This is a genomic window from Sphingobium sp., from assembly GCF_048594625.1.
Classification (GTDB): domain Bacteria; phylum Pseudomonadota; class Alphaproteobacteria; order Sphingomonadales; family Sphingomonadaceae; genus Sphingobium.
In genome coordinates this window covers 19,061-41,936 of sequence record NZ_JBMDWL010000006.1, presented here as the reverse complement: position 1 = coordinate 41,936, position 22,876 = coordinate 19,061, and the positions used below count along the sequence as shown (strand labels likewise).

The 22,876-nt window shown below is 59.8% G+C and carries 22 protein-coding genes and 2 pseudogenes; 16 read left to right on the top strand and 8 right to left on the bottom strand.

Features of this window, described 5'->3' with window-relative positions; translation table 11 throughout:
- The coding region (locus tag ACOJSJ_RS00545; protein WP_420143025.1) for a hypothetical protein at nucleotides 1-204 on the top strand (204 nt) is incomplete at its 5' end.
- An 81-nt stretch (nucleotides 205-285) separates the two neighbouring features.
- On the opposite strand, the gene ACOJSJ_RS00540 is transcribed toward ACOJSJ_RS00545, so the two are convergent.
- From ACOJSJ_RS00540 to ACOJSJ_RS00525, 4 genes are read right to left on the bottom strand one after another with little or no spacing between them, the layout of a single operon-like run.
- Entirely contained in the window at nucleotides 286-1,227 is a 942-nt protein-coding gene (locus ACOJSJ_RS00540) for an amidohydrolase family protein (protein WP_420143024.1), read from the bottom strand.
- Complete coding sequence (locus tag ACOJSJ_RS00535) at nucleotides 1,227-1,517, bottom strand: hypothetical protein (RefSeq protein ID WP_420143023.1); 291 nt, start codon at nucleotides 1,515-1,517, stop codon at nucleotides 1,227-1,229. Before ACOJSJ_RS00535 ends, ACOJSJ_RS00540 begins: the two co-directional genes overlap by 1 nt.
- Nucleotides 1,454-2,245, bottom strand: coding sequence for an MBL fold metallo-hydrolase (locus tag ACOJSJ_RS00530; protein WP_420143022.1), 792 nt, complete (start codon nucleotides 2,243-2,245; stop codon nucleotides 1,454-1,456). The genes ACOJSJ_RS00535 and ACOJSJ_RS00530 overlap by 64 nt, the downstream gene beginning before the upstream one ends.
- A 2-nt stretch (nucleotides 2,246-2,247) precedes the next feature.
- Complete coding sequence (locus tag ACOJSJ_RS00525; RefSeq protein WP_420143021.1) at nucleotides 2,248-2,871, bottom strand: TonB-dependent receptor; 624 nt, start codon at nucleotides 2,869-2,871, stop codon at nucleotides 2,248-2,250.
- A 27-nt stretch (nucleotides 2,872-2,898) separates the two neighbouring features.
- On the opposite strand from ACOJSJ_RS00525, the gene ACOJSJ_RS00520 reads away from it, so the two are divergent.
- Both ACOJSJ_RS00520 and ACOJSJ_RS00515 read left to right on the top strand, forming a co-directional pair.
- A complete protein-coding gene (locus ACOJSJ_RS00520; RefSeq protein ID WP_420143020.1) occupies nucleotides 2,899-3,183 on the top strand; it encodes a transposase in 285 nt (94 codons plus the stop codon).
- A 76-nt stretch (nucleotides 3,184-3,259) separates the two neighbouring features.
- Complete coding sequence (locus tag ACOJSJ_RS00515) at nucleotides 3,260-3,634, top strand: GMC oxidoreductase (protein ID WP_420143019.1); 375 nt, start codon at nucleotides 3,260-3,262, stop codon at nucleotides 3,632-3,634.
- 140 nt (nucleotides 3,635-3,774) lie between these two features.
- On the opposite strand, the gene ACOJSJ_RS00510 is transcribed toward ACOJSJ_RS00515, so the two are convergent.
- A complete protein-coding gene (locus ACOJSJ_RS00510) occupies nucleotides 3,775-4,152 on the bottom strand; it encodes a winged helix-turn-helix transcriptional regulator (RefSeq protein ID WP_420143018.1) in 378 nt (125 codons plus the stop codon).
- Nucleotides 4,153-4,242: 90 nt separating this feature from the next.
- On the opposite strand from ACOJSJ_RS00510, the gene ACOJSJ_RS00505 reads away from it, so the two are divergent.
- A complete protein-coding gene (locus tag ACOJSJ_RS00505) occupies nucleotides 4,243-4,791 on the top strand; it encodes an FMN-dependent NADH-azoreductase (RefSeq protein ID WP_420143017.1) in 549 nt (182 codons plus the stop codon).
- Between the two features lie 409 nt (nucleotides 4,792-5,200).
- Here the strand turns inward: ACOJSJ_RS00505 and ACOJSJ_RS00500 are convergent.
- Nucleotides 5,201-6,378: pseudogene (locus ACOJSJ_RS00500) on the bottom strand (IS3 family transposase).
- A 759-nt stretch (nucleotides 6,379-7,137) separates the two neighbouring features.
- Here ACOJSJ_RS00500 and ACOJSJ_RS00495 point away from each other — a divergent pair.
- On the top strand, nucleotides 7,138-8,040 hold the full coding sequence (locus ACOJSJ_RS00495) for a LysR family transcriptional regulator (protein WP_420143016.1): 903 nt from the start codon (nucleotides 7,138-7,140) through the stop codon (nucleotides 8,038-8,040).
- On the opposite strand, the gene ACOJSJ_RS00490 is transcribed toward ACOJSJ_RS00495, so the two are convergent.
- A complete protein-coding gene (locus ACOJSJ_RS00490) occupies nucleotides 8,006-9,250 on the bottom strand; it encodes a cation:dicarboxylate symporter family transporter (RefSeq protein WP_420143015.1) in 1,245 nt (414 codons plus the stop codon). The genes ACOJSJ_RS00495 and ACOJSJ_RS00490 overlap by 35 nt on opposite strands.
- A 195-nt stretch (nucleotides 9,251-9,445) precedes the next feature.
- On the opposite strand from ACOJSJ_RS00490, the gene ACOJSJ_RS00485 reads away from it, so the two are divergent.
- The 10 genes and pseudogenes from ACOJSJ_RS00485 to ACOJSJ_RS00440 all read left to right on the top strand — a co-directional run bounded on the left by ACOJSJ_RS00485 (nucleotide 9,446) and on the right by ACOJSJ_RS00440 (nucleotide 20,492).
- Nucleotides 9,446-10,288, top strand: a complete 843-nt coding sequence (locus ACOJSJ_RS00485) for a substrate-binding domain-containing protein (protein WP_420143014.1) — start codon at nucleotides 9,446-9,448, stop codon at nucleotides 10,286-10,288.
- Nucleotides 10,285-11,607, top strand: a complete 1,323-nt coding sequence (locus tag ACOJSJ_RS00480) for an MFS transporter (RefSeq protein WP_420143013.1) — start codon at nucleotides 10,285-10,287, stop codon at nucleotides 11,605-11,607. Before ACOJSJ_RS00485 ends, ACOJSJ_RS00480 begins: the two co-directional genes overlap by 4 nt.
- Before the next feature lie 51 nt (nucleotides 11,608-11,658).
- Nucleotides 11,659-14,508 carry a TonB-dependent receptor domain-containing protein gene (locus ACOJSJ_RS00475; RefSeq protein WP_420143012.1) on the top strand — a complete coding sequence of 950 codons (2,850 nt, stop codon included), beginning with the start codon at nucleotides 11,659-11,661 and terminating at the stop codon, nucleotides 14,506-14,508.
- A gap of 60 nt (nucleotides 14,509-14,568) precedes the next feature.
- Nucleotides 14,569-14,814 carry a hypothetical protein gene (locus ACOJSJ_RS00470; protein WP_420143011.1) on the top strand — a complete coding sequence of 82 codons (246 nt, stop codon included), beginning with the start codon at nucleotides 14,569-14,571 and terminating at the stop codon, nucleotides 14,812-14,814.
- Nucleotides 14,811-16,235: a DHA2 family efflux MFS transporter permease subunit gene (locus ACOJSJ_RS00465; protein WP_420143030.1), complete on the top strand. Its 1,425-nt coding sequence runs from the start codon at nucleotides 14,811-14,813 to the stop codon at nucleotides 16,233-16,235. The genes ACOJSJ_RS00470 and ACOJSJ_RS00465 overlap by 4 nt, the downstream gene beginning before the upstream one ends.
- Nucleotides 16,236-16,529: 294 nt before the next feature.
- Nucleotides 16,530-17,837 (top strand): annotated as a pseudogene (locus ACOJSJ_RS00460) (alpha-L-fucosidase); the annotation flags it as partial.
- Complete coding sequence (locus ACOJSJ_RS00455) at nucleotides 17,835-18,218, top strand: alpha-L-fucosidase C-terminal domain-containing protein (RefSeq protein WP_420143029.1); 384 nt, start codon at nucleotides 17,835-17,837, stop codon at nucleotides 18,216-18,218. The pseudogene ACOJSJ_RS00460 and the gene ACOJSJ_RS00455, both read left to right, overlap by 3 nt.
- Before the next feature lie 1,206 nt (nucleotides 18,219-19,424).
- The gene (locus ACOJSJ_RS00450; protein WP_420143010.1) at nucleotides 19,425-19,982 is read left to right on the top strand and encodes a type 1 glutamine amidotransferase domain-containing protein; all 558 of its coding nucleotides are present in this window, start codon (nucleotides 19,425-19,427) and stop codon (nucleotides 19,980-19,982) included.
- On the top strand, nucleotides 19,969-20,241 hold the full coding sequence (locus tag ACOJSJ_RS00445; RefSeq protein ID WP_420143009.1) for a hypothetical protein: 273 nt from the start codon (nucleotides 19,969-19,971) through the stop codon (nucleotides 20,239-20,241). Before ACOJSJ_RS00450 ends, ACOJSJ_RS00445 begins: the two co-directional genes overlap by 14 nt.
- Nucleotides 20,238-20,492: a hypothetical protein gene (locus tag ACOJSJ_RS00440; protein ID WP_420143028.1), complete on the top strand. Its 255-nt coding sequence runs from the start codon at nucleotides 20,238-20,240 to the stop codon at nucleotides 20,490-20,492. Before ACOJSJ_RS00445 ends, ACOJSJ_RS00440 begins: the two co-directional genes overlap by 4 nt.
- Before the next feature lie 218 nt (nucleotides 20,493-20,710).
- Here the strand turns inward: ACOJSJ_RS00440 and htpG are convergent, their stop codons facing one another.
- Nucleotides 20,711-22,597: a molecular chaperone HtpG gene (htpG, locus tag ACOJSJ_RS00435; protein ID WP_420143008.1), complete on the bottom strand. Its 1,887-nt coding sequence runs from the start codon at nucleotides 22,595-22,597 to the stop codon at nucleotides 20,711-20,713.
- Between htpG and ACOJSJ_RS00430 the strand changes: the two genes are divergently transcribed.
- Complete coding sequence (locus tag ACOJSJ_RS00430; RefSeq protein ID WP_420143031.1) at nucleotides 22,584-22,781, top strand: hypothetical protein; 198 nt, start codon at nucleotides 22,584-22,586, stop codon at nucleotides 22,779-22,781. The two genes, htpG and ACOJSJ_RS00430, sit on opposite strands and share 14 nt — an antisense overlap.
- Nucleotides 22,782-22,876 lie beyond the last annotated feature (95 nt).

Below are 22,876 nucleotides of genomic sequence, written 5' to 3'. Positions count from 1 at the left end.
ATCGGACAGATCATACCAGATCGACAACAGGAACGCTTTGAACATTGCCAGGGGCGGCCAAGCGCGCTCACCTTTGGAGGCCAGATAAAGCGGATCGAGAAGAGCCGCGACCGCGTGCCAATCAATCAGCGAACCCGCGTAGGAAAGCCCATAGAATTAGCAATTGGCACCTCTGTCCAAGGCCACCCCACACAGGTCTCGTAAGCGTGTCTAACGATAGCTTTGAGTCCGGTCTGCCGTTCGGGCAGATCAGATGCCAGGGCGCGTCACCAGCCGACTATTTGTCTAAAATCCATAGAGTTTAGCTGGATTATCCACCAAAACCATTTTCCTCGAAGCCTCGTCCGGAAGCCAGATCGTCAATAAATCGATCAGGTTGGCGTCGTCGGGCATTTTGCCGGCCTGGCCGCGATGGGGCCAATCGCTGCCCCAGACAAGCCGGTCGGGTGCCGCGCGTGCGTAGCTTTGCGCGATCGGCGCGAGATCGGCATAGCTGGGTTGGCCAATAACGCTGCTGATGTATGCGCCCGACAGTTTCAGCCATGTCCGGCCATTTGCCAACAGGCGCAATATGGCAAGGTGTCCCGGATGGTTGACGCCTTCCGCAGGCGGCACATAGCCCAGGTGATCAATCACCACCGGCACCGGCAAAGATGCGATGCTGCTCTCAAGTTCGGCGATCTGCGCAGCCTTCGCGTAGATCTGGATATGCCAGCCCATGTCGGCCGCGATGCGCGCCGTGGCCACCAGGCGACGCGCATCGGACTGCCCCCAAGGCTGGGGTGAAACAAAGTTGACCCTGATGCCCTTTACACCTGCGTCCCGCATCCTAGCGAGATCGGACGGTGGAGTATCGGAGTTGATGACGATCACGCCCCGGGCGCTGGTACCGAATTGCGCGAGCGCGTCCATGGTTGCGGCATTGTTATCGCCATAGGTCGATGGCGTGACGACGACCACGCGGGACGTCCCGATCCGCTTCTGAAAGGCCCGATAGGCGCTCACCGTCGCGTCATTGACCGGCTCCCCTTTCCAGCCCGGCGTAGCGGGAAAGCGCGGATCGAGAATGTGGATGTGGCTGTCGCACGCATCCTTGGGGATGCGAAGGTGCGGTGCTCCTTGCCCTGCCGAGAAAGGCGGGGTCACAAGCGACTTCGGCGCACAGGCGCCGAGCATTGTTAGGCCAGCCGCCGCGAGAAACGTCCGGCGATCGGGGGCGAGCTCCATCACTGTGTTTTCGCCCCGCTCTCGGCAATGCGGGCCTGGCTGCACAGGCGATAAATTTCTTCATAGCGGAGATATTTCTCTCGTCCGACAAGAAACGGATGGCTCTTCGCCTTGCCGCTACGCAGCGTCTGAATCCGCGCCACCAGATCGTCGGTATCCCCATGAGAGGATAGCTGTACGTCAACTTTGGCATCAGCCGTGAGCGCCGCAAACTGATCGACAGATTTCAGGAAGGTGGTGCGGTCAGCGGGGTTCCTTGGAAAGCCATTGCCGCCCCAAAAGGCCGCCATATGCTGGACCCCTTTCTCGGACACCGGCACGATGAAGGACAAGGTCCCGGCGTGTGGCCAGGCGTCGCTACAATGCGGATCGTAGTCCCTCCCAGAGACACTGCCTCGCCGTCCTCAAGAACCAGATCGCGAGCGGGTCGAGGCGATTGCGCCAGAGGGGAGTTCGGTCCCATCTGCTCGACCGCCTTCCAGCCAACTTCGCTCAGGCCCACGCGCGCGCCAGAGAGCTTCTGGAGCATCGGCGCGCCGCCATAGTGGTCGCCATGTTCGTGGCTGACCAGAATATAACGGATCTTCGCCGGGTCGAGACCGACTGACTTGAGGCCGTTCACGATAAATTTCTGCGCGTCCGCCTCCGTTGTGAGGGCGTCGATCAGAATGATGCCGTCCGGCGTGTTCACCGCCCAGGCGGAAGTGTCCGCGTCGCCGACATAATAGAGGTTGTCGAAGATTTTCGTCGCCGGCGGTGGCGTCAGCCCGGACTCGACGTGCCCGCCATCCGCATGGCAGCGGAAAGACACCGTGACAGGCCAGTCCTTGCCACCTACGTCCACCGCCATCCTGCCCCATACAAGCCCGTCCGGTGTCGAGAGCCCTGTCTCCTGCTTCAGCTCTTCATAGGTCCGAACCGGCTTGGGAAAGGCGCGCCCTCGAGCCGCCGTCGAACCGGCCCCAATCAGCGATGCTGACAGAATGCAAAGTGTCGCAAGTGTCACATTCTTTTTCATGATCAGAACCTCGCACGGAAGCCGAAGCGGAAGTTGCGGCCGACCAGATCATACAGCGCCGCGTTGGTGGCGATGGCAATGTTGCCGGGGCCAGGTGCGAACGGCGGTTTATGGTCGAGTATGTTGCGAACATCGACATAGAGCTCGATCTTCCGGTTCGCGAAGGGCAGCTTGTAGGACATCTGGCCATCGAGGTAGAATTGCGGCTTGATATGTTGGAAGTCGATGTCGGCGGCGGTCTTTGTGACGTCATATTTTCCGCCACCGATCAGACGCCCCTGGAAGAGCACGGACGCAACATCGCTGCTGAGGTTGATCTGGCTGCTGGCCGACCAGTGCGGCGTAGGGCTTAGGCCAACTTCACCAGCTCGCTCGATTGGCGCCGAACCGGGTACCGTATTTTCCAGCCGGTCGAGATAGGCAATCAGCGCCCGGATCGAAAGTTGCGAGGACGGGCCGAGAATTTCCCTCGCATCCATACGATAGGAGGCTTCGGCATCGACACCCGTGACCCGCAAGAGCGCCAGGTTGATGGGAGCGCCCAGCACGCTGATCAAATTGCCGTTAGCGTCGCGATTGGTCTGCGAACATGCCAGCTGATTGCCGGTAAAGCACTGATCGAGCATCAGAGCCGCGCCCTTATGCTCGATGCCTTGCCCGGAGCCAAAACTCTGCTTGGCGACCGAGGCTATGACGCCGACTGGTTCCGCAAGGCGCTCGCCGAACGCAACATTGCGGCCTGCATCCCGTCAAAGAAGAACCGGAAGGTCCCGATCCCGCACGACGCCATGCTATATCGCCAGCGCCACAAGATCGAGAATATGTTCGGCAGGCTCAAGAACTGGCGGCGCATCCATACCCGCTATGACCGCTGCGCCCACACATTCATGTCCGCCATATGCATCGCTGCAACAGTCATCTTCTGGATCAATCAATGAGTCCTGATCTTAGGGCGAGTTTCCGGTCCCGAGCGAGCGGACCGCAACGCTCGGCGTCCCGGAGCATGGCTGGACGATGTTCGCAGGCCTTGCACAACCACATAGTCGCGGCAAAGTCAGGCTGACATCGGCGGACCCGCATGTGGCACCGCTGGTCGATCCCAACATGCTGTCGGACCCGCGCGATCTTGAGGCAGCCCGCGCCTGCGTGAAACTCTGTCGCGAGATCGGCAATGACGCCGCCTTTGCGCCTTATGTTGTGAGAGAAGCGATCCCGGGAGCCGGACAGCCGATCACAGACCAGTTCCTGCGCTATGCCGCCGTCACCTATTGGCACCTGCGTGGCACAGCACGGATGGGCACCGATGATATGTCGGTCGTGGACGGCTCCCTCGCCGTGCATGGCATCGAAAAATTGCGGATTGCCGACGGTTCATCCTCCCGCCGGTGATGACGGGCAATACACAGGCGCCCTGTGCAATCGTCGGAGAGCGAGCTGCGGAGATCCTGCAGGATCAATATCGTTTCAGCGCTGCCGGATGATGCCAAGCTGAGCCGTTTGCATACTGAGTGACTCAGTATGCAAAAGGCTCATTCATCGACGAGCCTGTCATATGCGTTGCGTGCTTGATCGACGGAATTGCGGTGGGTCAGCGCCCAATTACCGAGCGCCTGCACTGGGACGAGCAGTGATTGACCCAGATCGGTCAGCCAATAATCTACCCGGGGCGGGATGCTTGGCGTGACCTTGCGCCCGATCAGCCCATCGCGCTCAAGCCCGCGTAGGGTCAAGGTCAACATGCGCTGCGAAATGCCGTCTATAGCCCGTCGCAGTTCGTTGAACCGATGGGGGCCGTTGCCGAGCGCACTTACGACCTGAATGCTCCACTTATCCCCGACCCTGCCCAGCACTTCGCTTACGCGAACACATGCGGCGGGATCGTGTTGCGGTGGGGTGGTCACTTTCATGTGCCTCCGGTTACCAAAATGTGCCTTCTTGCAAGGTTCCTATAGCTTAGCGCATTCCCACTAAGGCACAAAGCGGAAGTGAGGAACAAAATGAAACTACTGCACTTAGACAGTTCGATCACGGGAGACGCTTCTGTCAGCCGTAAGCTCACGGCGCAAATCGTCGCGCATCTTCAAGAGAATGAAGATGTTGCATATACCTATCGCGATCTCACTGCCGATCCGCTCGAACATCTGACGCTTGCGGCGGGCGGGTCAACCTCAATCCTCGACGAGTTCCTTGCAGCCGACGTCGTCGTTGTTGGTGCTCCCATGTATAATTTCAGCGTGCCAAGCCAGCTCAAGGCATGGATTGATCGCATCCTGGTTGCTGGAAAGACGTTCAGCTACTCCGAGACCGGCGTGGTGGGGCTTGTCGGCGACAAGCGTGTCATCGTCGCGATCGCGCGTGGCGGTTTCTACGGGCCCGATGCGGCTGCTGCATCCAGCGAGCATCTTCAGACCTATTTGTCAGCTGTCTTCGGCTTCATTGGGGTCGAAGCGCAATTTATCGTCGCGGAAGGCGTGATGGTCGGTCCCGAACACCGTCAGTCGGCAATAGATAGCGCGGCCGAGACCATCCGATCGCTCGCTGCTTAAAATGTTAGCGGGATTCGGTAGCGGTATATATGGTTCTGCATGTGCTCCGGCCGCATCTCCTTTTGAAGCGGCGCCTCGGTTTATGAAGCCTATCTGGCGCGCGCGCGTCATGATCAACGGCGATTGGATGATTAAGTCATGGAGTCACCAATGCCGTGCCCAAAAGCTACGATTATGTCGCACTTTGCGGCGCATTTCAGGGATCGGTAGCACCTCTCGTCAGAATCGGTTAGACGTTCATATGGTGTTCGTGGAACGACCAAGCTTATTCAAGCCCTCCCGGAAGCAACGTCGGATGTTGGTACATTTCGACGCTCGCATTGGACGGTTCAGATGGCATCGGCGGACTGAGGTGGTGCCGCCTTCTTGGACAGTTTGGCGGCTAAGTTGAGCTCATCCCGGTTGTCGTTCACGCCGCCTTTTTGATCATGGGGGGCATGCCCCCCCATGATCTGATTGCCCGATAGGCCTCGGCAGGGGTTTTTCCGGCCAGGCCCGAGTGCGGACGCTGGGTGTTGTAATAGGTGATCCACCGGCCAAGGCCAGCCTTCAGCTCCGAGCCGGTCTCGAAGGCGTGGAGATAAACGCACTCCTACTTCAGGGATCGCCAAAGGCGTTCGATAAAGACATTGTCCATCCACTGTCTCCGGCCATCCATGCTTATGCGGACTCCGGCCTCGCGTAGCACGCTGGTGAAAGCGAAGCTCTGAACTGGCTGCCCTGGTCGGTGTTGAAGATCTCGGGCTTGCCGAACCGGGCCAGCGCCTCCTCCAGCGCCGCAACGCAGAAGCCGGCATCCATCGTGTTCGACAGCGGCCAGGCCAGCACCTTGCAGGTTGCCCACTCCATGATCGCAACTAGGTACAGGAAGCCCCGGCGCATCGGGATGTATGTCACTTCGGCGCACCAGACATGATCGGGCTGCTCCATCGCCAGCTTGCGCAGTAGATACGGATAGACCCGGTGCTGCGGGTGCGGATCGCTCGTGCGCGGCCGCTGGTAGATCGGCGTCAGGCCCATCTTCGCCATCAACTGCCCGGGCCCTGCGGCGACCAACCTCATGGCCTGCACGCCGCAGGTGCCGCGTCATCTGGCGGCTGCCATACCATGGGCACTCCAGGAATGGCGCATCGATCACCGTCATCAGCGCCAGCGTCTCATCCGTTTAGCTGCGCTGGCCTTCGGCTCCGGCACAGGCGCATAATAATAAGATGAACGGCCAATCGAGAGCAGGCGACATTGCGCCGAGATCGACAGGCGGTGGTGAGCAGGTTCGACCATCGCCCGCCTCCGCTCCACGTTCATCGACCGAAGGCTTTCGCTAAAAATACCCGCTCCACCACCAGTTGCCCGATCTTGGCGTGCAGCTTTTCTACCTCGCTCTCGCTGGCAGCCTTGACCGCACCACCGGCTCCGGAGAATATGCCTGCCATCTCGTCAATAGCCTGCCGCTTCCCAGAGGCGATCATCATGTGGTGGACGCCGTGCTTGGCTGCCAGCTCCGCCAGCGTCAGGTCACCCCGGATCGCCTCCAGCGCCACCTCGGCCTTGGAAATCCGCGCTGTAGCGCTTCCTCGCCGCCTTCATTCCCGTACCAATCCATCAGGTCGGGATGAGCTTAGCATTCTGTCCAGAAAAGCGGGACCACCTCACTCCTCCCTGAGAAGTGCCTCAAATTTGGACCAGCAGATTGTCCGATTATATAAAGCCGACCCTGCTCGATCAGTCGCACAGACCTGGAAGCTGCGCTTTGCCAGGTCGAACGACGGCATGTGTGCATTTGCCATATACTCGTCCTTCATGCGCCGCCATGGCGCCATTGAGCATCATACGATGCCCTATGAAGGGAGGCATCCACCGCATCAGCTCAATCCGCTTGGCTAATTAGGTATATGGGCCCCTTTTTTTCGCTTGCCGATCTATCCCAACTCGAGACGCGTCCGTTTCAATCGGGTAACTTTGTTCGCGCCCATCGATCTTTGTCCCTAGAGAGACACTGACTTTACCGTCGCAATATCATCGAAGATCCGATTGCATCACAGATGCAGAAACTTTGTCGCTCGGCGGTTCTCGCACGGGTGCCAGAAGATACTGGGCTCTGCAAATGGCGAGTTCTGCCGACACCTGCCGGGAAAGCGGACCGTCAGCATCTGAAGATCAAAAATTGAATGCTGAGTGTCCGGGAAGGGTCGGCTGCGGCTCAGTTTTCTGGACATTCCTACCGTCGTCGCGCTTTGCGATCTGTCGGCTCAAGTTCCAAATGTTTATGCAAAAAGAGCAATGGTTAGTCAATTTTATTTGCTCATGTTATCGTATCGGTCTTTCACGACACTCTCCGGTGCCTAGATGCTGACGATCAATTGTGAACTGCTGGATCTTCGCGCCCTTGTCGCCGTGTCGGAGGGGCGCAGCTTCCATAGAGCGGCGCAACAGCTCAACCTGTCACAACCCGCGCTGAGCCGGCGGATACAGAAGCTTGAAAATGCGGTGGGAACTCTGCTGATCGAGCGGACGACGCGTACCGTCCGGCTGACACCGTCGGGGCAGGAGGTCATCCCGCTCATTCGCCGGATGCTCGACGAAATCGACGGGTCTCTGGTCGGGCTGATGGCGCAGGGCGAACGGCAGGCCGGGCGCATAACCATGGCCAGCGTGCCCAGCGCCACGGTACGTTTCCTGCCGCAGGTGCTCCAGCAATTCGGCGAGGATTATCGCAATACCCGAGTTCGCATCCTCGACCTCTCCGCTGCCGAATGTGCCGAGGCTGTGCGGACAGGGGAGGCGGAATTTGGCCTCTCGCTGCCGGTTTCTGTGGATTCGGATCTGTACTACATGCCGCTGCACGAAGACCCATATGGCCTGATCTGCCGGAAGGATGATCCGCTGGCGATCAAAACGGATGTGGTTTGGACCGACCTAGTGGGTATGCGTCTCGTGACTGTCCACCGCGCCAGCGGCAATCGCACAACATTGGAAGCGGGGCTCGCCGCGCAGGGCATCAATCTGACATGGTTCTACGAAGTCACGCGGCTTACATCGGCGCTGGCGCTGGTCGATGCGGGGCTAGGACCATCAATCCTGCCGCGCCTCGCTTGCGAGGGGCCGGAGGCGCGAGATCTTGTCTGGCGACCGCTCGGAGAGCCAGTAATTGCCCGTACGATTGGCCTGCTCAAAAGGCCGGCAGCGCCCCTATCGCCTGCTGCCACGCGACTCGTCACTCTTCTGACAGAGGCGTGGGCGGCGGCCTGACCAGCCGGATCGCGGCACCATCCCATCGCGCGATCAGTAATGACGCACTGATATTGGCAAGACCACTGGTCAGCGCCCGCATGGTCGACAGGATGCGATCGACCGCGATTAGCATTGCAGCGGCACCTACAGGGACATCGGGTAAAAGCGACAGGGTCAGCAGCAGCGCGGAAAAGCCGCTTCCCGTAACGCCCGCAGCCGTCTTCGACGTTGCCAGCATGACGATCAGGTACAGCGCCAGCCGGTCCGGAGGCATCGCGATGCCGAGCGCTTCGGACAGGAACAACGTGGCCACCACCAGATAGACCGCCGTCCCCGCAAGGTTAAGGGTATAGCCCAGCGGTACGACCAGACCCACGACCGCAGGGCTGGCCCCCAACGCTTCCAGTTTCGTCATCAGTCGCGGCAACACGACCTCACTGGATGAGGTGCCGGCCACGATGAGCAATTCGTCGGCAAGATAGCGCAGCAGTCGGAACGGCGACAGGCCCGTGACAGCGCGGACGACGATCAGGAGAACGGCAATCACTGTCAGGCAGGCCAGAGCTAATGTGCCCACCAGCATCCCAAGCGATCCGATAAAGCCGATACCATAGGTGCCAACCGTATAGGCGATCGCGCCAAAGGCGCCGACGGGCGCGATCCGCACCAGGAAACCGAAAATGGCGAACTGCAATTTGGTAAGGGCTCGTAATCCCTTGGCGATCGGTTCGCCTGCTGGGCCGATACGGACGAGTCCAAAGCCGACCAGACCCGCGATGAACAGCACCGGCAAAACATCGCCTGCGGTGAAGGCGGAAAAGAAGGTTTCCGGCACCATGCGCAACAGAAATTCGCCGGGACCGTTGATGGGCGCTGCCGCAAGTTGCCGGTGCAGATCGAGATTCACGGGCACGGGGGGGAGACTTAACCCCGCGCCGGGCCGCATCAGGCTGGCAACGGTCGTGCCAGCCAACAAGGCAAGGATCGTTATCGCCAGAAAAATGATTAACGCGCGGGCGATGGTGGATCCGGTGCGCAGCGCCCCGCCGTGCAGCACGATGCCGTCAACGATTGTGCAGAACAGGATCGGCGGCACCATCATCCGCATCGTCTTGATGAAGGCGATGCCCAGCGGGCCAAGCCCGACCCCGACCGCGGGCCAGACATGGCCCACGATCGTACCGGCGACGATGCCCAGAATCATCTGGACATAAAGCTGACGAAGCACCCCGCTCTCCCCATTCATGCGCAAGGCACATCAACTGCCTCGGTCATTGCATTTGATAAATCTATGGCCAGCCGCTTCTATCGTCAAACGAATGTCGCGTGGTGAATCACTTTGCATCCATCGAAGTGAGCGCTGCCCACAGAGGCAGGAACAAGGGAGCGGGAAGGCAATGCAAGGGCCATTGGATAATTTCTCATGATGGCCGTGCGATTGTTTTGTCGGCGCGATCGCATGGGAACGGCGATTGCCCTACTGGTTGCGCCCCTGCTCTTCGGGTGCCAGTCGGTCTCCAGCCCCCCCAGTCCCAATGCAGCACCTGCTGCCGAGCTGCACGTCCTGACGTCAGGCGGCTTCAACATCGCATTCGACGCCCTGGCGACACAATATACCGCGGAAACCGGCACGCGCATCGTCACCGGATATGGTCCGTCCATGGGCGAAACGCCTCAGGCCATCCCCGCACGTCTTGATCGGCGTGAGGATGCCGATGTCGTGATCCTCGCCCGGTCTGCGCTTGATCGCCTTGCGGCCGAGGGGAAGGTGACGCCTGGCACGCAGGTTGATCTGGGCCTGTCGAAAATCGCGATTGCGGTCAGGGCGGGCGCGCCGGTTCCCGACATTTCGACGCCGGATGCTTTGCGCGCCACCTTGATCGCTGCGAAATCGGTGGCGTGGTCGGACAGCGCGAGCGGCGTCTACATCCAGACCACGATGCTCGATAAGCTGGGTATCGCAGACCAAGTCCGTCCCAAGGGTCGCATGATTCCCGCCACACCCGTCGGCGAGATCGTCGCAAGCGGACAGGCCGAAATCGGCTTCCAGCAATTGTCGGAACTGAAACCCGTCAAGGGGATCCGCATCATCGGTCTGCTCCCTGACTCTCTTCAAAAGGTCACGGCCTTCTCCGGCGGCATCGTCGCTTATTCCTCCAGACAGCAGCCGGCCCGCGCCCTGCTGGACTATCTTTCCTCCTCCAAGGCCGATGCCGTCATCCGTGAAAGCGGGCTGGAACCGGCATCACGAAAGGCGAAACCATGACTGCGCAAACGATCCTGACGGGCGGCGACATCGCCAAAGTCACGGCGGAAAAAAAGACATCCGCCTTCAAGTCCATCTTCATCGTAGCCAGCGGCAACTTTCTGGAGATGTTCGATTTCATGGTGTTCGGCTATTACGCCACCTATATTTCGAAGGCTTTCTTTCCGACCGGTAGTGAATTTGCGTCGCTGCTGCTGACGCTGATGACCTTTGGCGCGGGCTTCCTGATGCGGCCAGTGGGCGCGCTGGTGCTGGGCGCCTATGTGGACCATCATGGCCGCCGCAAGGGGTTGCTGCTGGTGCTTGGCCTGATGGCGCTCGGCACGCTCGCTATCGCCATTACGCCGACCTATGAACAAATCGGCCTTGCCGCGCCGCTCATCATTCTGGCCGGGCGTCTCGTTCAGGGCCTGTCGGCGGGCGTCGAGGTCGGCGGTGTCTCCGTCTACCTCAACGAAATCGCGCCGCCGCACCGCAAGGGCTTCTTCACCTCGTGGCAGTCGGCCAGCCAGCAGGCGGCGGTAGTGTTCGCCGCGCTGATCGGCCTGATCGTATCGACCAGCCTGTCGCCTGAAACGATGCAGGCATGGGGCTGGCGCATCCCCTTCATCATCGGCTGCGTGATGATCCCCTTTCTGTTCATCATCCGCCGCCATGTCGAGGAAACCGAAGCCTTCCTGAACCGTAAGGAACATCCCCAGATCGGCCAGATCATGCGGATCATCGGCAATAACTGGGGCATCGTCCTTCAGGGCGCGCTGATGGCGGTGATGACGACCGTTTTCTTCTATATGATTACGGCCTACACCCCGACCTTCGGCAGCAAAGTGCTGAATCTGGGCGCGGGCGACGCGCTTTTCGTTACCGCCTGCGTGGGCCTCACCAACTTCATCATGCTCCCGGTAATGGGCGCACTGTCCGACAAGGTCGGTCGTCGGCCGCTGCTGATCACCGCGACGGTGCTGGGCGCGGTGCTGGCCTATCCGCTGATGAGCTGGCTGGTATCCGACCCCAGCTTTGGCAAATTGCTGGCCGTCGAACTGCTGTTGGCCGCCATCTACGCCACCTATAACGGCGCCTTCATCGTCTATCTGACAGAAATCATTCCGGGCCATGTTCGCACGGTTGGCTTCAGCCTGGCGTACAGTATGGCGACGGCGATCTTTGGTGGCTTCACGCCGGCCATCAGCACTGCGCTGATCGGCGTGACAGGAGACAAGGCGATCCCCGGCGCATGGTGCGCCGCCGCCGCCGTCATTTCCCTGCTCGCGCTGCTGATCGGCAGCCGTATCAACCGCCGCGCAGAGGATCAGGCCTAAACACTCACTGACGTTTCAAAACCAACGATAAAAAATCCGGGAGAATTTGAGATGCACACCAAACTGAAAAGCCTGTTCGCACAAGGGGCAGCGCCGATGGCACTGGCGCTGGCGATCACGACACCGGTCATGGCGCAGGATGCTGCCGCGCTGGTCACGGAAACGGCGACGCCCGCTGATGATCCGCCACCTGCCCAGGGCGCGGCCGCCGTCGATGACGCATCGATCGTCGTCACCGGCAGCCGCGTCGCCAACGGTTTCAAGACACCGACGCCCGTGACGATGGCCAGTTCCGAACAGCTGCGTGTCGCAGCGCCCACCAATCTGGCCGACGGCTTGAACCAGTTGCCCGCCTTCAATGGCAGCACGAAGACATCCAGCCCGTCAACCACCAACAGTCGGGGCGGCAGCAGCGGCCAGAATCTGCTAAATCTGCGCGGCCTTGGCGCGCAGCGCACGCTGATCCTGCTCGACGGCCGTCGCCTGCCTGCGACCAATAGTGGCGGGTCGGTCGACATCAACATCATTCCGCAGGGGCTGGTGAGCCGGGTCGATGTCGTCACCGGCGGCGCATCGGCGGCCTATGGTTCGGACGCGGTAGCGGGCGTCGTGAACTTCGTCCTCGACACCAAGCTCGACGGCTTCAAGGCCGAGGCGCTGACGGGCATTTCGACGCATGGCGACCTGCCATCCTTTGGCGGCTCGCTCGCTTATGGCACGTCGGGCGCCGACGATCGGCTGCGCTTCGTCGCGGGCGTCGACTATTTCTACCAGAAGGGGCTACGCGCGGATCAGGAAACCGGGCGCGACTGGTTCGACGACAATGCGGGCCAGATCGTGAACCCGGTGGCAGGCGCGCGTCCGCTCAACCTCATCATCCCCTCGATCCGCAGCTCGATCGGCACCTATGGCGGCCTGATCAGCTCGGGGCCGCTCAGGGGCACGCAATTCCTGGAGGGCGGCAGGTCTGCGCCGTTCAACTATGGCACGGTGACAGGCACGGCCTTCCAAAGTGGCGGCGATGGCGCGCGCGCCAATATCGGCCTGCAACCGACGCAGGAACGCTATAATGGTTTCGCCCGCGCCGAATTCGACCTGTCACCGGCGGCCACCTTCTTCGTGGAAGGGCTATATGCCCGCAGCCACACCAATCAGGGCGCGTTCGTCAGCCAGAATGTGGGGTCGAACGCGGCCTACACCATCTATCGCGACAATGCCTATCTGCCCGCCGACATCCTGACCCGCATGATCGCGGCCAATGTCCAGTCGTTCCAGCTTGGCCGTTTCGAAAAGGAATTGCCGCTGGTTGAAAATGAGTCGACCATCGATGTCTATCACGCTTCCGTCGGCGTTCGCGGCGATCTGGGTGGATCGTGGAAATATGATGCGTCCTATAATTTCGGCCAGTCGGATCAGGAACTGCGTTCCAATAATCTGACCATCGCGCGCAATCTTTATGCCTCTGCTGATGCGGTGCGGAACTCGGCGGGTCAGATCGTCTGCCGCTCCACGCTGGCAGGTCTTGATCCGGGCTGCACTCCGCGCAACCTGTTCGGGCCGCAGGCGGCCAATCAGGCGATCACCGATTACGTGACTGGCGACAACGTGCTCAATCTGCGTCTGCGTCAGCATGTCGTGTCCGCCAACATCAACGGCGATCTGGGCGAGAAACTCCAGTTGGCCGGGCCGATCGCGATCGCTGCGGGTGTCGAATATCGTAAGGAAACGGCGAACCAGACCACCGATGCCCTGTCTCCCACACGCATTGACTTCACCGGCATTCGCGGCGGGCCAGCCGCGCTCTCCGGGCGCCAGGGGCCCTATCGCTTCTTCAACCCGCTGCCATTCTCCGGCGAATATGATATCCGCGAAGGCTATCTGGAAATCGCGATCCCGGTCCTGAAGGACAGCCCGATCGCCCAGTCGCTCGATCTCAATGGCGCCGTGCGCTACGCCGATTACAGCACGTCCGGCGGCGTCACGACATGGAAGCTGGGTGGAAGCTGGCAACTGAACGACGCCCTGCGCCTACGTGGCACTGTGTCGCAGGATATTCGCGCGCCCAACCTGCTCGAACTGTTCAACCCCGCGACGCAGCTCAACGGCAACGTCGTTTACAGGGGCGTCACCACGCCGCAGGTAAACTTCGCTACCGGCAACCCCAATCTGAAGCCGGAACGCGCGCGCACCCTGACCTTCGGCGGCGTCTATCAGCCCGGTTGGTTACCCGGCTTCCAGGCGTCGCTCGATTATTACAAGATCAAGCTGAAAGACGCGATCTCCACGCTGCCGGAACAGCGGGTGGTCGACGAATGCGCGGCGGGCAATCAGGTCCAATGCGCGAATATCACGGTGCTGCCTTCGGGATCGCTCAGCATCCTGCGCCCCAACCTCAATCTGGCGGTGCAGACCGTCGCCGGCATAGATTTCGAGATCGGCTACAAGACCGATTTTGCTGGCGGCGACCTTAACGTGCGGCTGATTGGCAACCATGGTACGACGAATAATTCGCAGACGCCCGGTTCGCCGGTTCGCGAAGGGTTGGGCGAAACGATCACGCCCAAATGGAGCGGGGTGCTTCAGGCCAACTGGTCGAACGAAGCCTTCTCCCTGTTCGTGCAGGAACGCTTCATCAGCGCGGCGAAACTGGACGCCACCCGCGTCGAGGGGATCGACATCAACGACAACAGCACCCCGGCGGTGGTCTACACCAACGTCACCGGTACCTATAATCTGAATATCGGCGGCGGAAAACAACAGATCTACCTGTCGGTCGCCAATCTGTTCGATCGCGCGCCGCCGCTGTCGCCGCCGCCTGTCACCACCTTCACCACGGCGGCGAGCAGCGCCTATGATCCCATTGGCCGCTACATCACGGCGGGCGTGCGGGTGTCTTTCTGATCGACCAACGCGGGCGCGGCCTGTTGCAGCGCCCGCACTTTCACGGGGGGAGAGGAGATAATGACCAATACCCGTCTGGCCACGATGCGGCCGGTGCCGCAGCATGTGGTCGATCATATGCTGGCCGGCATGCTAGGCCAGACGAGTGACGTGCTGATGATGCAATTTGGCATCAGCTATAATACATGGCGCAAGATCCGGGCGGGCGATCCGATCCGGGATTCGGTTGCACGGAGATTGGAGCGACGTGTTCTTGACAGCAACGCAATGGGCGGCAGGTCGGGGCTGGATAATACCGCCGGATAATATCCCGGCGGACACCAGCGGTCAGGGCGCTCCCCTTCCCCCAAAGTCCGGGCGTTCCATTGTCTGATCGCCCCCGCAATTATCGCATCATCGCTCTGGTCGTCGCTTTCGCGCTGTTCATGCAGCAGTTGGACGCAACCGTGCTGACCATCGCTCTTCCAGCCATGGCGCACGATCTGGGTGTTACCGCGTCCAGTCTCAGTCTCGCGCTGACGGCCTATCTCGTTTCCCTGGCCGTATTTATTCCTGCCAGCGGGCGGTTGGCGGACCGTTTCGGCTCCCGGACTGTCTTCTGTGGCGCGATCGCCGTCTTCATGGCGGGTTCGATCGCCTGCGCCCAGTCGAGCAGCCTTGCCATACTGGTCGCGGCCCGCTTCCTTCAGGGGCTGGGCGGCGCAATGATGGTTCCCGTAGGTCGCCTCGTCCTCTTGCGCAGCGTCGATCGGCAAGATCTGGTCGCCGCACTGTCATGGCTGGTGATGCCTGCCCTAGTCGGCCCGATCGTGGGACCGCCGCTTGGCGGATTGATTGTCACCTATCTGGACTGGCGATGGATTTTCTACATCAACATCCCGATCGGCGTGGCCGGGCTGATCCTGTCCCTTTTACTGATTCCCCAGGTAAAAGAAGACGAGCCCGGCCGGTTCGACGGCAAGGGTTTCATTTTGTCGGGCATGGCGCTGGGTTGCCTGATATTCGGGTTCGAACTGGCCAGCCGCCCGCTGCCCATTCCCGCCATCGTCCTGCTGCTGGGCAGCGGGGTCGCGCTGGCCTTCGCCTATTTGCGCCATGCACGCCGGGTCAGCGACCCGATTCTCGACCTGTCGCTGTTGCGCATCCCGACCTTCGGGCTATCGGTTGCCGCAGGAAATCTGGCGCGGATTACCCAAGGCGCGCAGCCTTTCCTGCTGCCATTGCTGTTCCAGATCGGCCTGGGTCTGTCCGCTGCAACGACCGGCACGATCATGATGACGAGCGCGGTCGGGGCGTTAGCGATGAAGCCGATCGCGCCAGCCATCATCCGCCGCTTCGGCTATCGCGACAGCCTTACCGTAGGCACTCTGGCAGCCAGCATCGGCTATGCCAGTTGCGCATTTTTCCGCCCTGACTGGCCGTTGGCGGCGATCGTCGCGATCCTGGTCGCTTCGGGCTTTTTCATGTCTTTTCTGTTCACAGCCTATAACGCCGTCGCCTTTGTCGATGTCGAACCATCGCGGATGAGCGCTGCAACCAGCATCTATGCAACGATCCAGCAACTCAGTCTTTCGCTTGGCATTTGCGTGGCCGCCGCCGCCCTCGAGCTGGGTATGCGACCATCTGAGGCCTACAGAGGTTTCGTAATCGCGTTTCTGCTCGTGAGTGCCATTTCGGCGGGAGCAACCATCTTAAATCGACGCATTGCAGTTAACGCAGGGATGTGAGCTGCTCCAAAGCTTGTAGGTCACCACAAACCAGTTTTGATCGGAGATAACAAAAGCGGTCCGTCAGCATCTGAGAAACGGAAAAGTCGGCGTCGTACGTCTGCAAAGGTCGTTCCTGTCAGACCTCGGCACAATAAATATGGCCCTTGGTTGGTTTCACAAAAGCGCAGATTTTCCTTGAGATTGTAATTCAATATATGGATCATCGGTCCATATATTGTCGATACGCTGCCGTATGCGCGTCCCATCATGGTCTCGCATATTAAAAGAGATATAGCTTGAGGGGATGCGATAATGACGACGACGAGGCGCGAAGTGATCAAGGGTGGGGCCGCTGCGGTGGCGATCGCCGGTGTCGCTGCCAATGCCGCAGCTTCTTCGCTACCGACATTGCCCGGCGAAGGCCGGTCGGTCCAAGTTCCGGCCCCGGCAGCCTTTACCCCTGACTGGGCGTCGCTGACCGCCGGCTACAGCACCCCCGACTGGTTTCGCGATGCCAAGTTCGGCATGTGGGCGCATTGGAGCGCGCAATGCGTGCCGGAGGCGGGCGACTGGTATGCCCGCAACATGTATCTGCAAGGGTCGCGGGCCAACAGGCATCATGTGCAGCATTATGGCCATCCCTAGGAGGTTGGCTTTATGGAGATCCAGAATAAGTGGAAGGCGGAGGCTTGGGATCCCGCTCGGCTGCTCGATCTCTACCAGCGTGCCGGCGCCAAATATTTTATGGCCCTAGCCAATCATCATGACAATCTCGATACCTATGCCTCCTCCTACCATCCCTGGAACAGCACAAGGGTCGGGCCGAGGAAGGACATTATCGGCACCTGGGCTAAGCTGGCACGCGAGCGCGGCCTGCGTTTCGGCGTATCCAACCATTCGTCCCACGCCTGGCACTGGAACCAGCCTGCCTATGGCTATGACCCGGAAGGGCCGCGCGCCGGGCAACGCTATGATGCGTTCAACCTCACTGCCGCACAGGGGAAGGGCAAATGGTGGGAGGGGCTGAACCCCCAACAACTATATACCGGGCGGATGATGCCTATGCCCGATGGAATCCGTACGATCGCAGAGGCCAATGAATGGCATGAGGGCACCGATCGTCTCTGGAGCGAGGGTATCCCGGCCGATCCTGCCTTTGCGTGCAACTGGCTCCTGCGCTGCCGCGAACTGATCGACAAATATCAGCCCGACATGGTCTATTTCGACAATTTCGATCTGCCGCTCGAACAATATGGCCTGGATATCACCGCTCATTTCTACAACCAGTCGATGCGCTGGAACAAGGGAAGGCTGGAAGCGGTGGTGACCGCCAAGACGATCCCGCCGCAGCGGCGCATGGGGATCGTCGACGATGTCGAGCGCGGCGGCAAAAATTACATCGAGCGTTTCCCCTGGCAGACTGACACCTGCCTGGGCAACTGGCATTATGACGCTGACCTGTATCGACGCGACGGCTATAAATCGGCAGCGACCGTCATGCACACGCTGTGCGATGTCGTGTCGAAGAACGGCAATCTGATGCTCTCAGTGCCCATGCGCGGCAATGGCACGATCGACGACAAAGCCGAGCGGATCGTCGAGGACATCGCGGTCTGGATGGGACAGTTTGGCGACGCCATCTACTCCACCCGGCCCTGGCGGCGCAACGGCGAAGGGCCGACAAAGGCCACTACCGGACTATTCTCCGAAGGTGGACCGGTATCGCCTTATGGCGCGAAGGATGTCCGCTATGTCACCAAGGGCGAAAATCTGCATGCTCTCATCCTTGGTTGGCCGAACGATAATATCGCACGACTGACTTTGCTTGGCGGTGACGATCCAACGCTGCGAGGCGATGTTCGGCGGGTGACGCTCCCGGGCAGCACCGAACCGCTGGCGTTCAAGCGTACAGCCGATGCGCTGGAGGTCACCCTGCCGCAGGCGGCGCGAAACAAAATCGGCGTGGCGATCATTCTGTCCGGCGACAAAGTAAGCGCTTAGCAGGTGCGATGGAGCCGTCTATGCCTTTTGCCGTGAGGTGCCGGATGTGGACACCATCCTCACTATCGGGACCTTTGCAGGCAAACAGGCTGAGGCAGTGAAGTCAGTTCACCTACCCGGCCATAGCGACGACCTGAAAATCGAAGTGCCCGTTGACCATCGCCACAACATAGCCATGGAATCACGATAGTCCTGAAAGCGTGATAAATTGGCGGGCATTGTCAGAGCACAGCTCGGCGCATGAGCAGGTCAAATGGCGATCGATTTAATCGCCTTAATTCATATCTGCTGCAGCCTTAACGGAGGAGACGAGGGTAGCATTCGCTCAGCTATACAGTTGAACGGCAGCTAAACTGTCTTTCAAAATCCTAACCGGAAGTTCCGCCATCTGGCTCTCTTGCGCATCCAGAACGGGAAAGCTGACGGGCTGCATCTGGGGACGCAAAACTGGCGGCTGAACGACCGGCGAGGGTCGAGGGCGGAAGCGCCTGCTATGCGCCCATCGAAGCCGTTCAGATTGGATTTTGGCAGGTCTTGAAGCGGACGTTCGCCTTGCAACGGGAGCAGGGACATATCAAACAATCCCGCGCGACGTGTGCAACGACAGGTTTGTCGCCGACAGGAGGCGAGATGCATCATGGACTGCCCTATGCTCGGGCAACTGGTCAATATTCTGACCCCGATACGCTCATCGAAAACACGGTTCGGGAAAGCCTTGTGCTAGCCAACGCCATGACGGCCATTTCGTCTCTGCATACCTATGCTTCGCATAGCGTAATTGTCGAGACTGGAATGATAAGGCGATCGCGCCCCTAGTCGCAGAATATCCCGGATGTGCCACGGCTATGGCTGAAGGTGCACTGATCCGGCAGCGGTACGCAGCATGCAGGCGTGAAGCGCGATTGTCACTCTTGGATAGGCCAAGGTCGATGGCAAAAGATATTCGAGCTGGTCATGCGATTAACACACCGCCCGCATATGATGCATGTGACGGCGGATGGGCAACAATCAGCCCCAATGTCGTGGGCCTGCCGAGGCTGCTATGCCCTTTAAATTTGTCTATAATGATTGTTCTGGCGCCCGTCACACGTTCTGCGGGAACGGCTTGGCGGACCGGTTGGTTATCATCACAAGACCGGTGGATGCCGGGACCACGCTGTCGGCTCCAAAGCTAGGTTTGCCGGCACATATATTGAAAGGCCGCTGATGTCCCTTGAAGGCAAATCCATCGCAATCCTGATCGCGCCGCGCGGCACCGAAGAGCCGGAGTTCGTCCAGCCCAAGCAAGCGGTCGAGCAGGCGGGGGCCAAGGTCACGGTCATCAGCCTGAAAGCCGGCACCGCCAAGACCAACAACAAAGACCTTGATCCGGGCGGCGAATATCAGATCGACAAGACCTTCGCCGATGTCTCTGCGGACGCATTCGATGGCTTGATCATCCCTGGCGGTTGCGTGGGCGCCGACAAGCTGCGCGCCGCCGATGACGCAATCACTTTCGTAAAAGCCTTTTTTGACCAAAAGAAGCCCGTCGCGGTGATCTGCCATGGTCCGTGGCTGCTGGTTGAGGCCGATGTCGTCAACGGCCGGCAGCTAACCTCCTTTTCAAGCATCCGCACCGATATTGAAAATGCCGGTGGCAGGTGGGTCGATGAAGAGGTGGTTGTCGACGAATGGTTGGTGACGAGCCGCAAGCCTGACGATCTTCCGGCCTTCTGCGCAAAGCTGGTTGAGGAGTTCGCCGAAGGTCGACATGCCGACGCCTGAAGAAAGCGCCTATCACGCTCGAACATCTGGCGGCCGGTTGCGCGGCCGCTTCACCGCCGACGGCGCCGAGGTTTCGCCACCCCTCATCTGGAGCGCGCCGCCTGCCAAGACGCAGATGCTGGCACTTGTCGTCGAGGGTCGGGATGCGCCGGCATTGCATCCACTCATACACGCCATCCTCTGGGGTATCGATAGGACTGAGCATAGTCTATCAGAGGGTGCGGTGGCACGCCAATATCGGCAACGCCTCGATAGATAGGGCGCAATTCTTACCTAGCCAGCGGATGGCTGCCGCCTGATCCGCCGACCGGACATGGCGAGCATGATTATGTGTTTTACTTGTACGCGCTGGCAGACGCTCCTGAACTCGGCGCGCATCTTGACCGTGGGGCGGTGCTCGACGCCTTGCGCGCGATACCAGTTCTTGCCGTTGGCGTGCTGGTCGCCGCCTATTCGCGCAACGTGGCGCCGTCCCCCAATCCGGCGGCCGCACCGTTTGTCGGCGGATAGCGAACAGGGAGGTAGGCGGCCAACTTGAGCGATCCGGGCTTTTTTCCCGTCCAACAGTTTCTCGTGCAGTTTGTTGTGCATGATCTTGGCGCTGATTGGTTCGGGAATGAAGGTTCCCTTCTCAGGCATGCTGTCCTTCCTCGACGGAGGGTCTGGTCCCGATCCCGGCGATGCCGCGCGGCTGCGCGACGGGAGCCCGCAGGCTCCCGACAAATATCTTATTTCAATGCCTTCGCCATCAAACGCTCCAGACGCTCGGCAAAGGCCCTCGGATCAGCAGGCGCCTCGCCCTCGGCAATCCGGGCCTCATCAAGCAGAAGAAATGCCAGATCCCGTCGCCCTTCCTCATCGCCACTGGCCTGCCCCAGTTTTGCAATGAGCGCATGGCCGGCATTCACCTCCAGAACGGGCCTCGCTCGCTCCGGTGCACGGCCGGCCGAGGCCAACATTTTCTCCAGTTGGAGATCCATGGCGTTGTCCGCCGCGACGATACAGACCGCGCTGCTGGTCAAGCGATCGGAAATGCGGACATCGGACACCTGATCTGCCAATACCTCTTTTGCGAAGGCAATGAAGCTGTTTGCCTCTTCGCTTGACGCGGCCGCCTCGTTGCTTCCTTCGGCCAAAGGAATGAGGCTCAGATCAGCCGCACCCTGCGTGACAGATTTGAAAGGCTTTCCCTCATAATCGACTCCTGTCGTCGTCCAGAAACTATCGACCTGATCGGGAAGGAGCAAAACCTCGATACCACGCGCCTTGAAGCCTTCGATCTGCGGGGATTGCGCGATCCGATCCAGATCATGGCCAGTCGCGTAATAGATCGCCGTCTGATTTTCTTTCAGGGCGCTGACATAGTCCTTAAGCGAACGCCATGCGCCATCAGAAGTCGTGCTCTTGAAGCGGGCCAGACCCAGCAGCGCTTCGCGACGCTCGAAATCTTCGTAAAGACCCTCCTTCAAAACCGACCCGAAATTTTCCCAGATATCGGCATATCGCTCAGGCTCGTTGGTTGAAAGCTTGTCCAGTTCGGAAAGGATGCGGTTGCTCACACCTTTTTGGATCGCAAATAAAACCGGGCTGTCCTGAATCATCTCGCGCGACATGTTGAGCGGCAGGTCGGCAGAATCGACAAGACCGCGCACGAAACGAAGATAGCGCGGCAAAATCTCTGCTTCGTCAGTGATAAATACCCGGCGCACATAGAGCTTGATGTGCCCCTTGCGGTCGGGGTCGAATAGATCGAAGGGCTTGGTTTTAGGGATGAAGGTCAGAACGGAATATTCGTGACGCCCTTCTGCGCGGTAATGTAGCGTCAGAGCTGGATTGTCGAACTGCCCTGCCAGGCTACGATAAAAATCAGCATAATCTTGTTCGCTGATGTCGGTCTTCGCCTTGGTCCACAGCGCCACGCCGTCAGCCACCTGGCCTGGTTCATCTTCGCTTCCTACTTCCTCAAGGAAAATGGGAACCGGGACATGACCCGACTGCGCTTTGACGATCCGCTCAACGGTGTAGCGCTCGGCATAGGTTTTGGCGTCGTCGAGCAGGTGCAATGTCACGCGTGTACCGCGCGCAGGCGCTGCTGCAGGATCTGCCGGTGCGATCGTGTAAGTGCCCAGACCGTCGGAGGACCAGCTGGCTGCATGAGCCTCTCCGGCACGGCGAGAAACAACTTCTACCTTCCCCGCCACCATGAAGGCAGAATAGAAGCCGACGCCAAATTGGCCAATAAGCTGCTGCCCCTCACCATTCTTGTCCGCAGCAAGCTTCTCCATAAATGCCTTGGTGCCCGACCGCGCAATGGTGCCCAGTGTCTCGCCCATATCGGCGGCGGTCATGCCGATGCCGTTATCCTCGATCACCAGGATGCCGGCTTCCTTGTCCAGCTTCAGGCTGATGCGCGCTTGGGACTCGTCGCCGAGCAATCCCGGGCTGGAGATCGCCTCATAGCGCAGCTTTTCGCAAGCATCGGCAGCATTGGAGATAAGTTCGCGCAGAAAAACGTCACGGTCCGAATATACGGAGTGAACCATCATGTGCAGAAGCTTGGAAACATCTGCCTCGAAAGCCCGTGTTTCAGGGGCGGTAACGGTGTCCATTGTCATCGTCTCTATGGCTCAAATTCCTAAATTTTCGCGCGACAAATGGATCCAAAGCATTCGACGATCAAGAGGTATGAGAAGCCTGCTCGTTCAAAAAGATAGGGGGCCACGGGATGGTATCGCGGCGCGCAATGGCTTCAAAGTAAAGCTGAGCATCAGCACCCAGCAACCGGGATTTGCTGGCTGAACCGTGGACAAGGAACGGTTTCGATGGTTCCGACAGCCGTCCTTGTAACAAATTTGCCGTTTGAGCTCCACATCCAATATTGGGGGCGGCGGGAG

Coding starts and splice junctions, on each gene's coding strand:
- ACOJSJ_RS00470 (WP_420143011.1), top strand. CDS start 14,569: ATGACCAATACCCGTCTGGCCACGATGCGGCCGGTGCCGCAGCATGTG.
- ACOJSJ_RS00485 (WP_420143014.1), top strand. CDS start 9,446: ATGATGGCCGTGCGATTGTTTTGTCGGCGCGATCGCATGGGAACGGCG.
- ACOJSJ_RS00450 (WP_420143010.1), top strand. CDS start 19,425: ATGTCCCTTGAAGGCAAATCCATCGCAATCCTGATCGCGCCGCGCGGC.
- ACOJSJ_RS00510 (WP_420143018.1), bottom strand. CDS start 4,152: ATGAAAGTGACCACCCCACCGCAACACGATCCCGCCGCATGTGTTCGC.
- ACOJSJ_RS00480 (WP_420143013.1), top strand. CDS start 10,285: ATGACTGCGCAAACGATCCTGACGGGCGGCGACATCGCCAAAGTCACG.
- ACOJSJ_RS00475 (WP_420143012.1), top strand. CDS start 11,659: ATGCACACCAAACTGAAAAGCCTGTTCGCACAAGGGGCAGCGCCGATG.
- ACOJSJ_RS00505 (WP_420143017.1), top strand. CDS start 4,243: ATGAAACTACTGCACTTAGACAGTTCGATCACGGGAGACGCTTCTGTC.
- ACOJSJ_RS00540 (WP_420143024.1), bottom strand. CDS start 1,227: ATGGAGCTCGCCCCCGATCGCCGGACGTTTCTCGCGGCGGCTGGCCTA.
- ACOJSJ_RS00535 (WP_420143023.1), bottom strand. CDS start 1,517: ATGGCGGCCTTTTGGGGCGGCAATGGCTTTCCAAGGAACCCCGCTGAC.
- ACOJSJ_RS00495 (WP_420143016.1), top strand. CDS start 7,138: ATGCTGACGATCAATTGTGAACTGCTGGATCTTCGCGCCCTTGTCGCC.
- ACOJSJ_RS00530 (WP_420143022.1), bottom strand. CDS start 2,245: ATGAAAAAGAATGTGACACTTGCGACACTTTGCATTCTGTCAGCATCG.
- htpG (WP_420143008.1), bottom strand. CDS start 22,597: ATGACAATGGACACCGTTACCGCCCCTGAAACACGGGCTTTCGAGGCA.
- ACOJSJ_RS00455 (WP_420143029.1), top strand. CDS start 17,835: ATGGGACAGTTTGGCGACGCCATCTACTCCACCCGGCCCTGGCGGCGC.
- ACOJSJ_RS00515 (WP_420143019.1), top strand. CDS start 3,260: ATGTTCGCAGGCCTTGCACAACCACATAGTCGCGGCAAAGTCAGGCTG.
- ACOJSJ_RS00525 (WP_420143021.1), bottom strand. CDS start 2,871: ATGCTCGATCAGTGCTTTACCGGCAATCAGCTGGCATGTTCGCAGACC.
- ACOJSJ_RS00445 (WP_420143009.1), top strand. CDS start 19,969: ATGCCGACGCCTGAAGAAAGCGCCTATCACGCTCGAACATCTGGCGGC.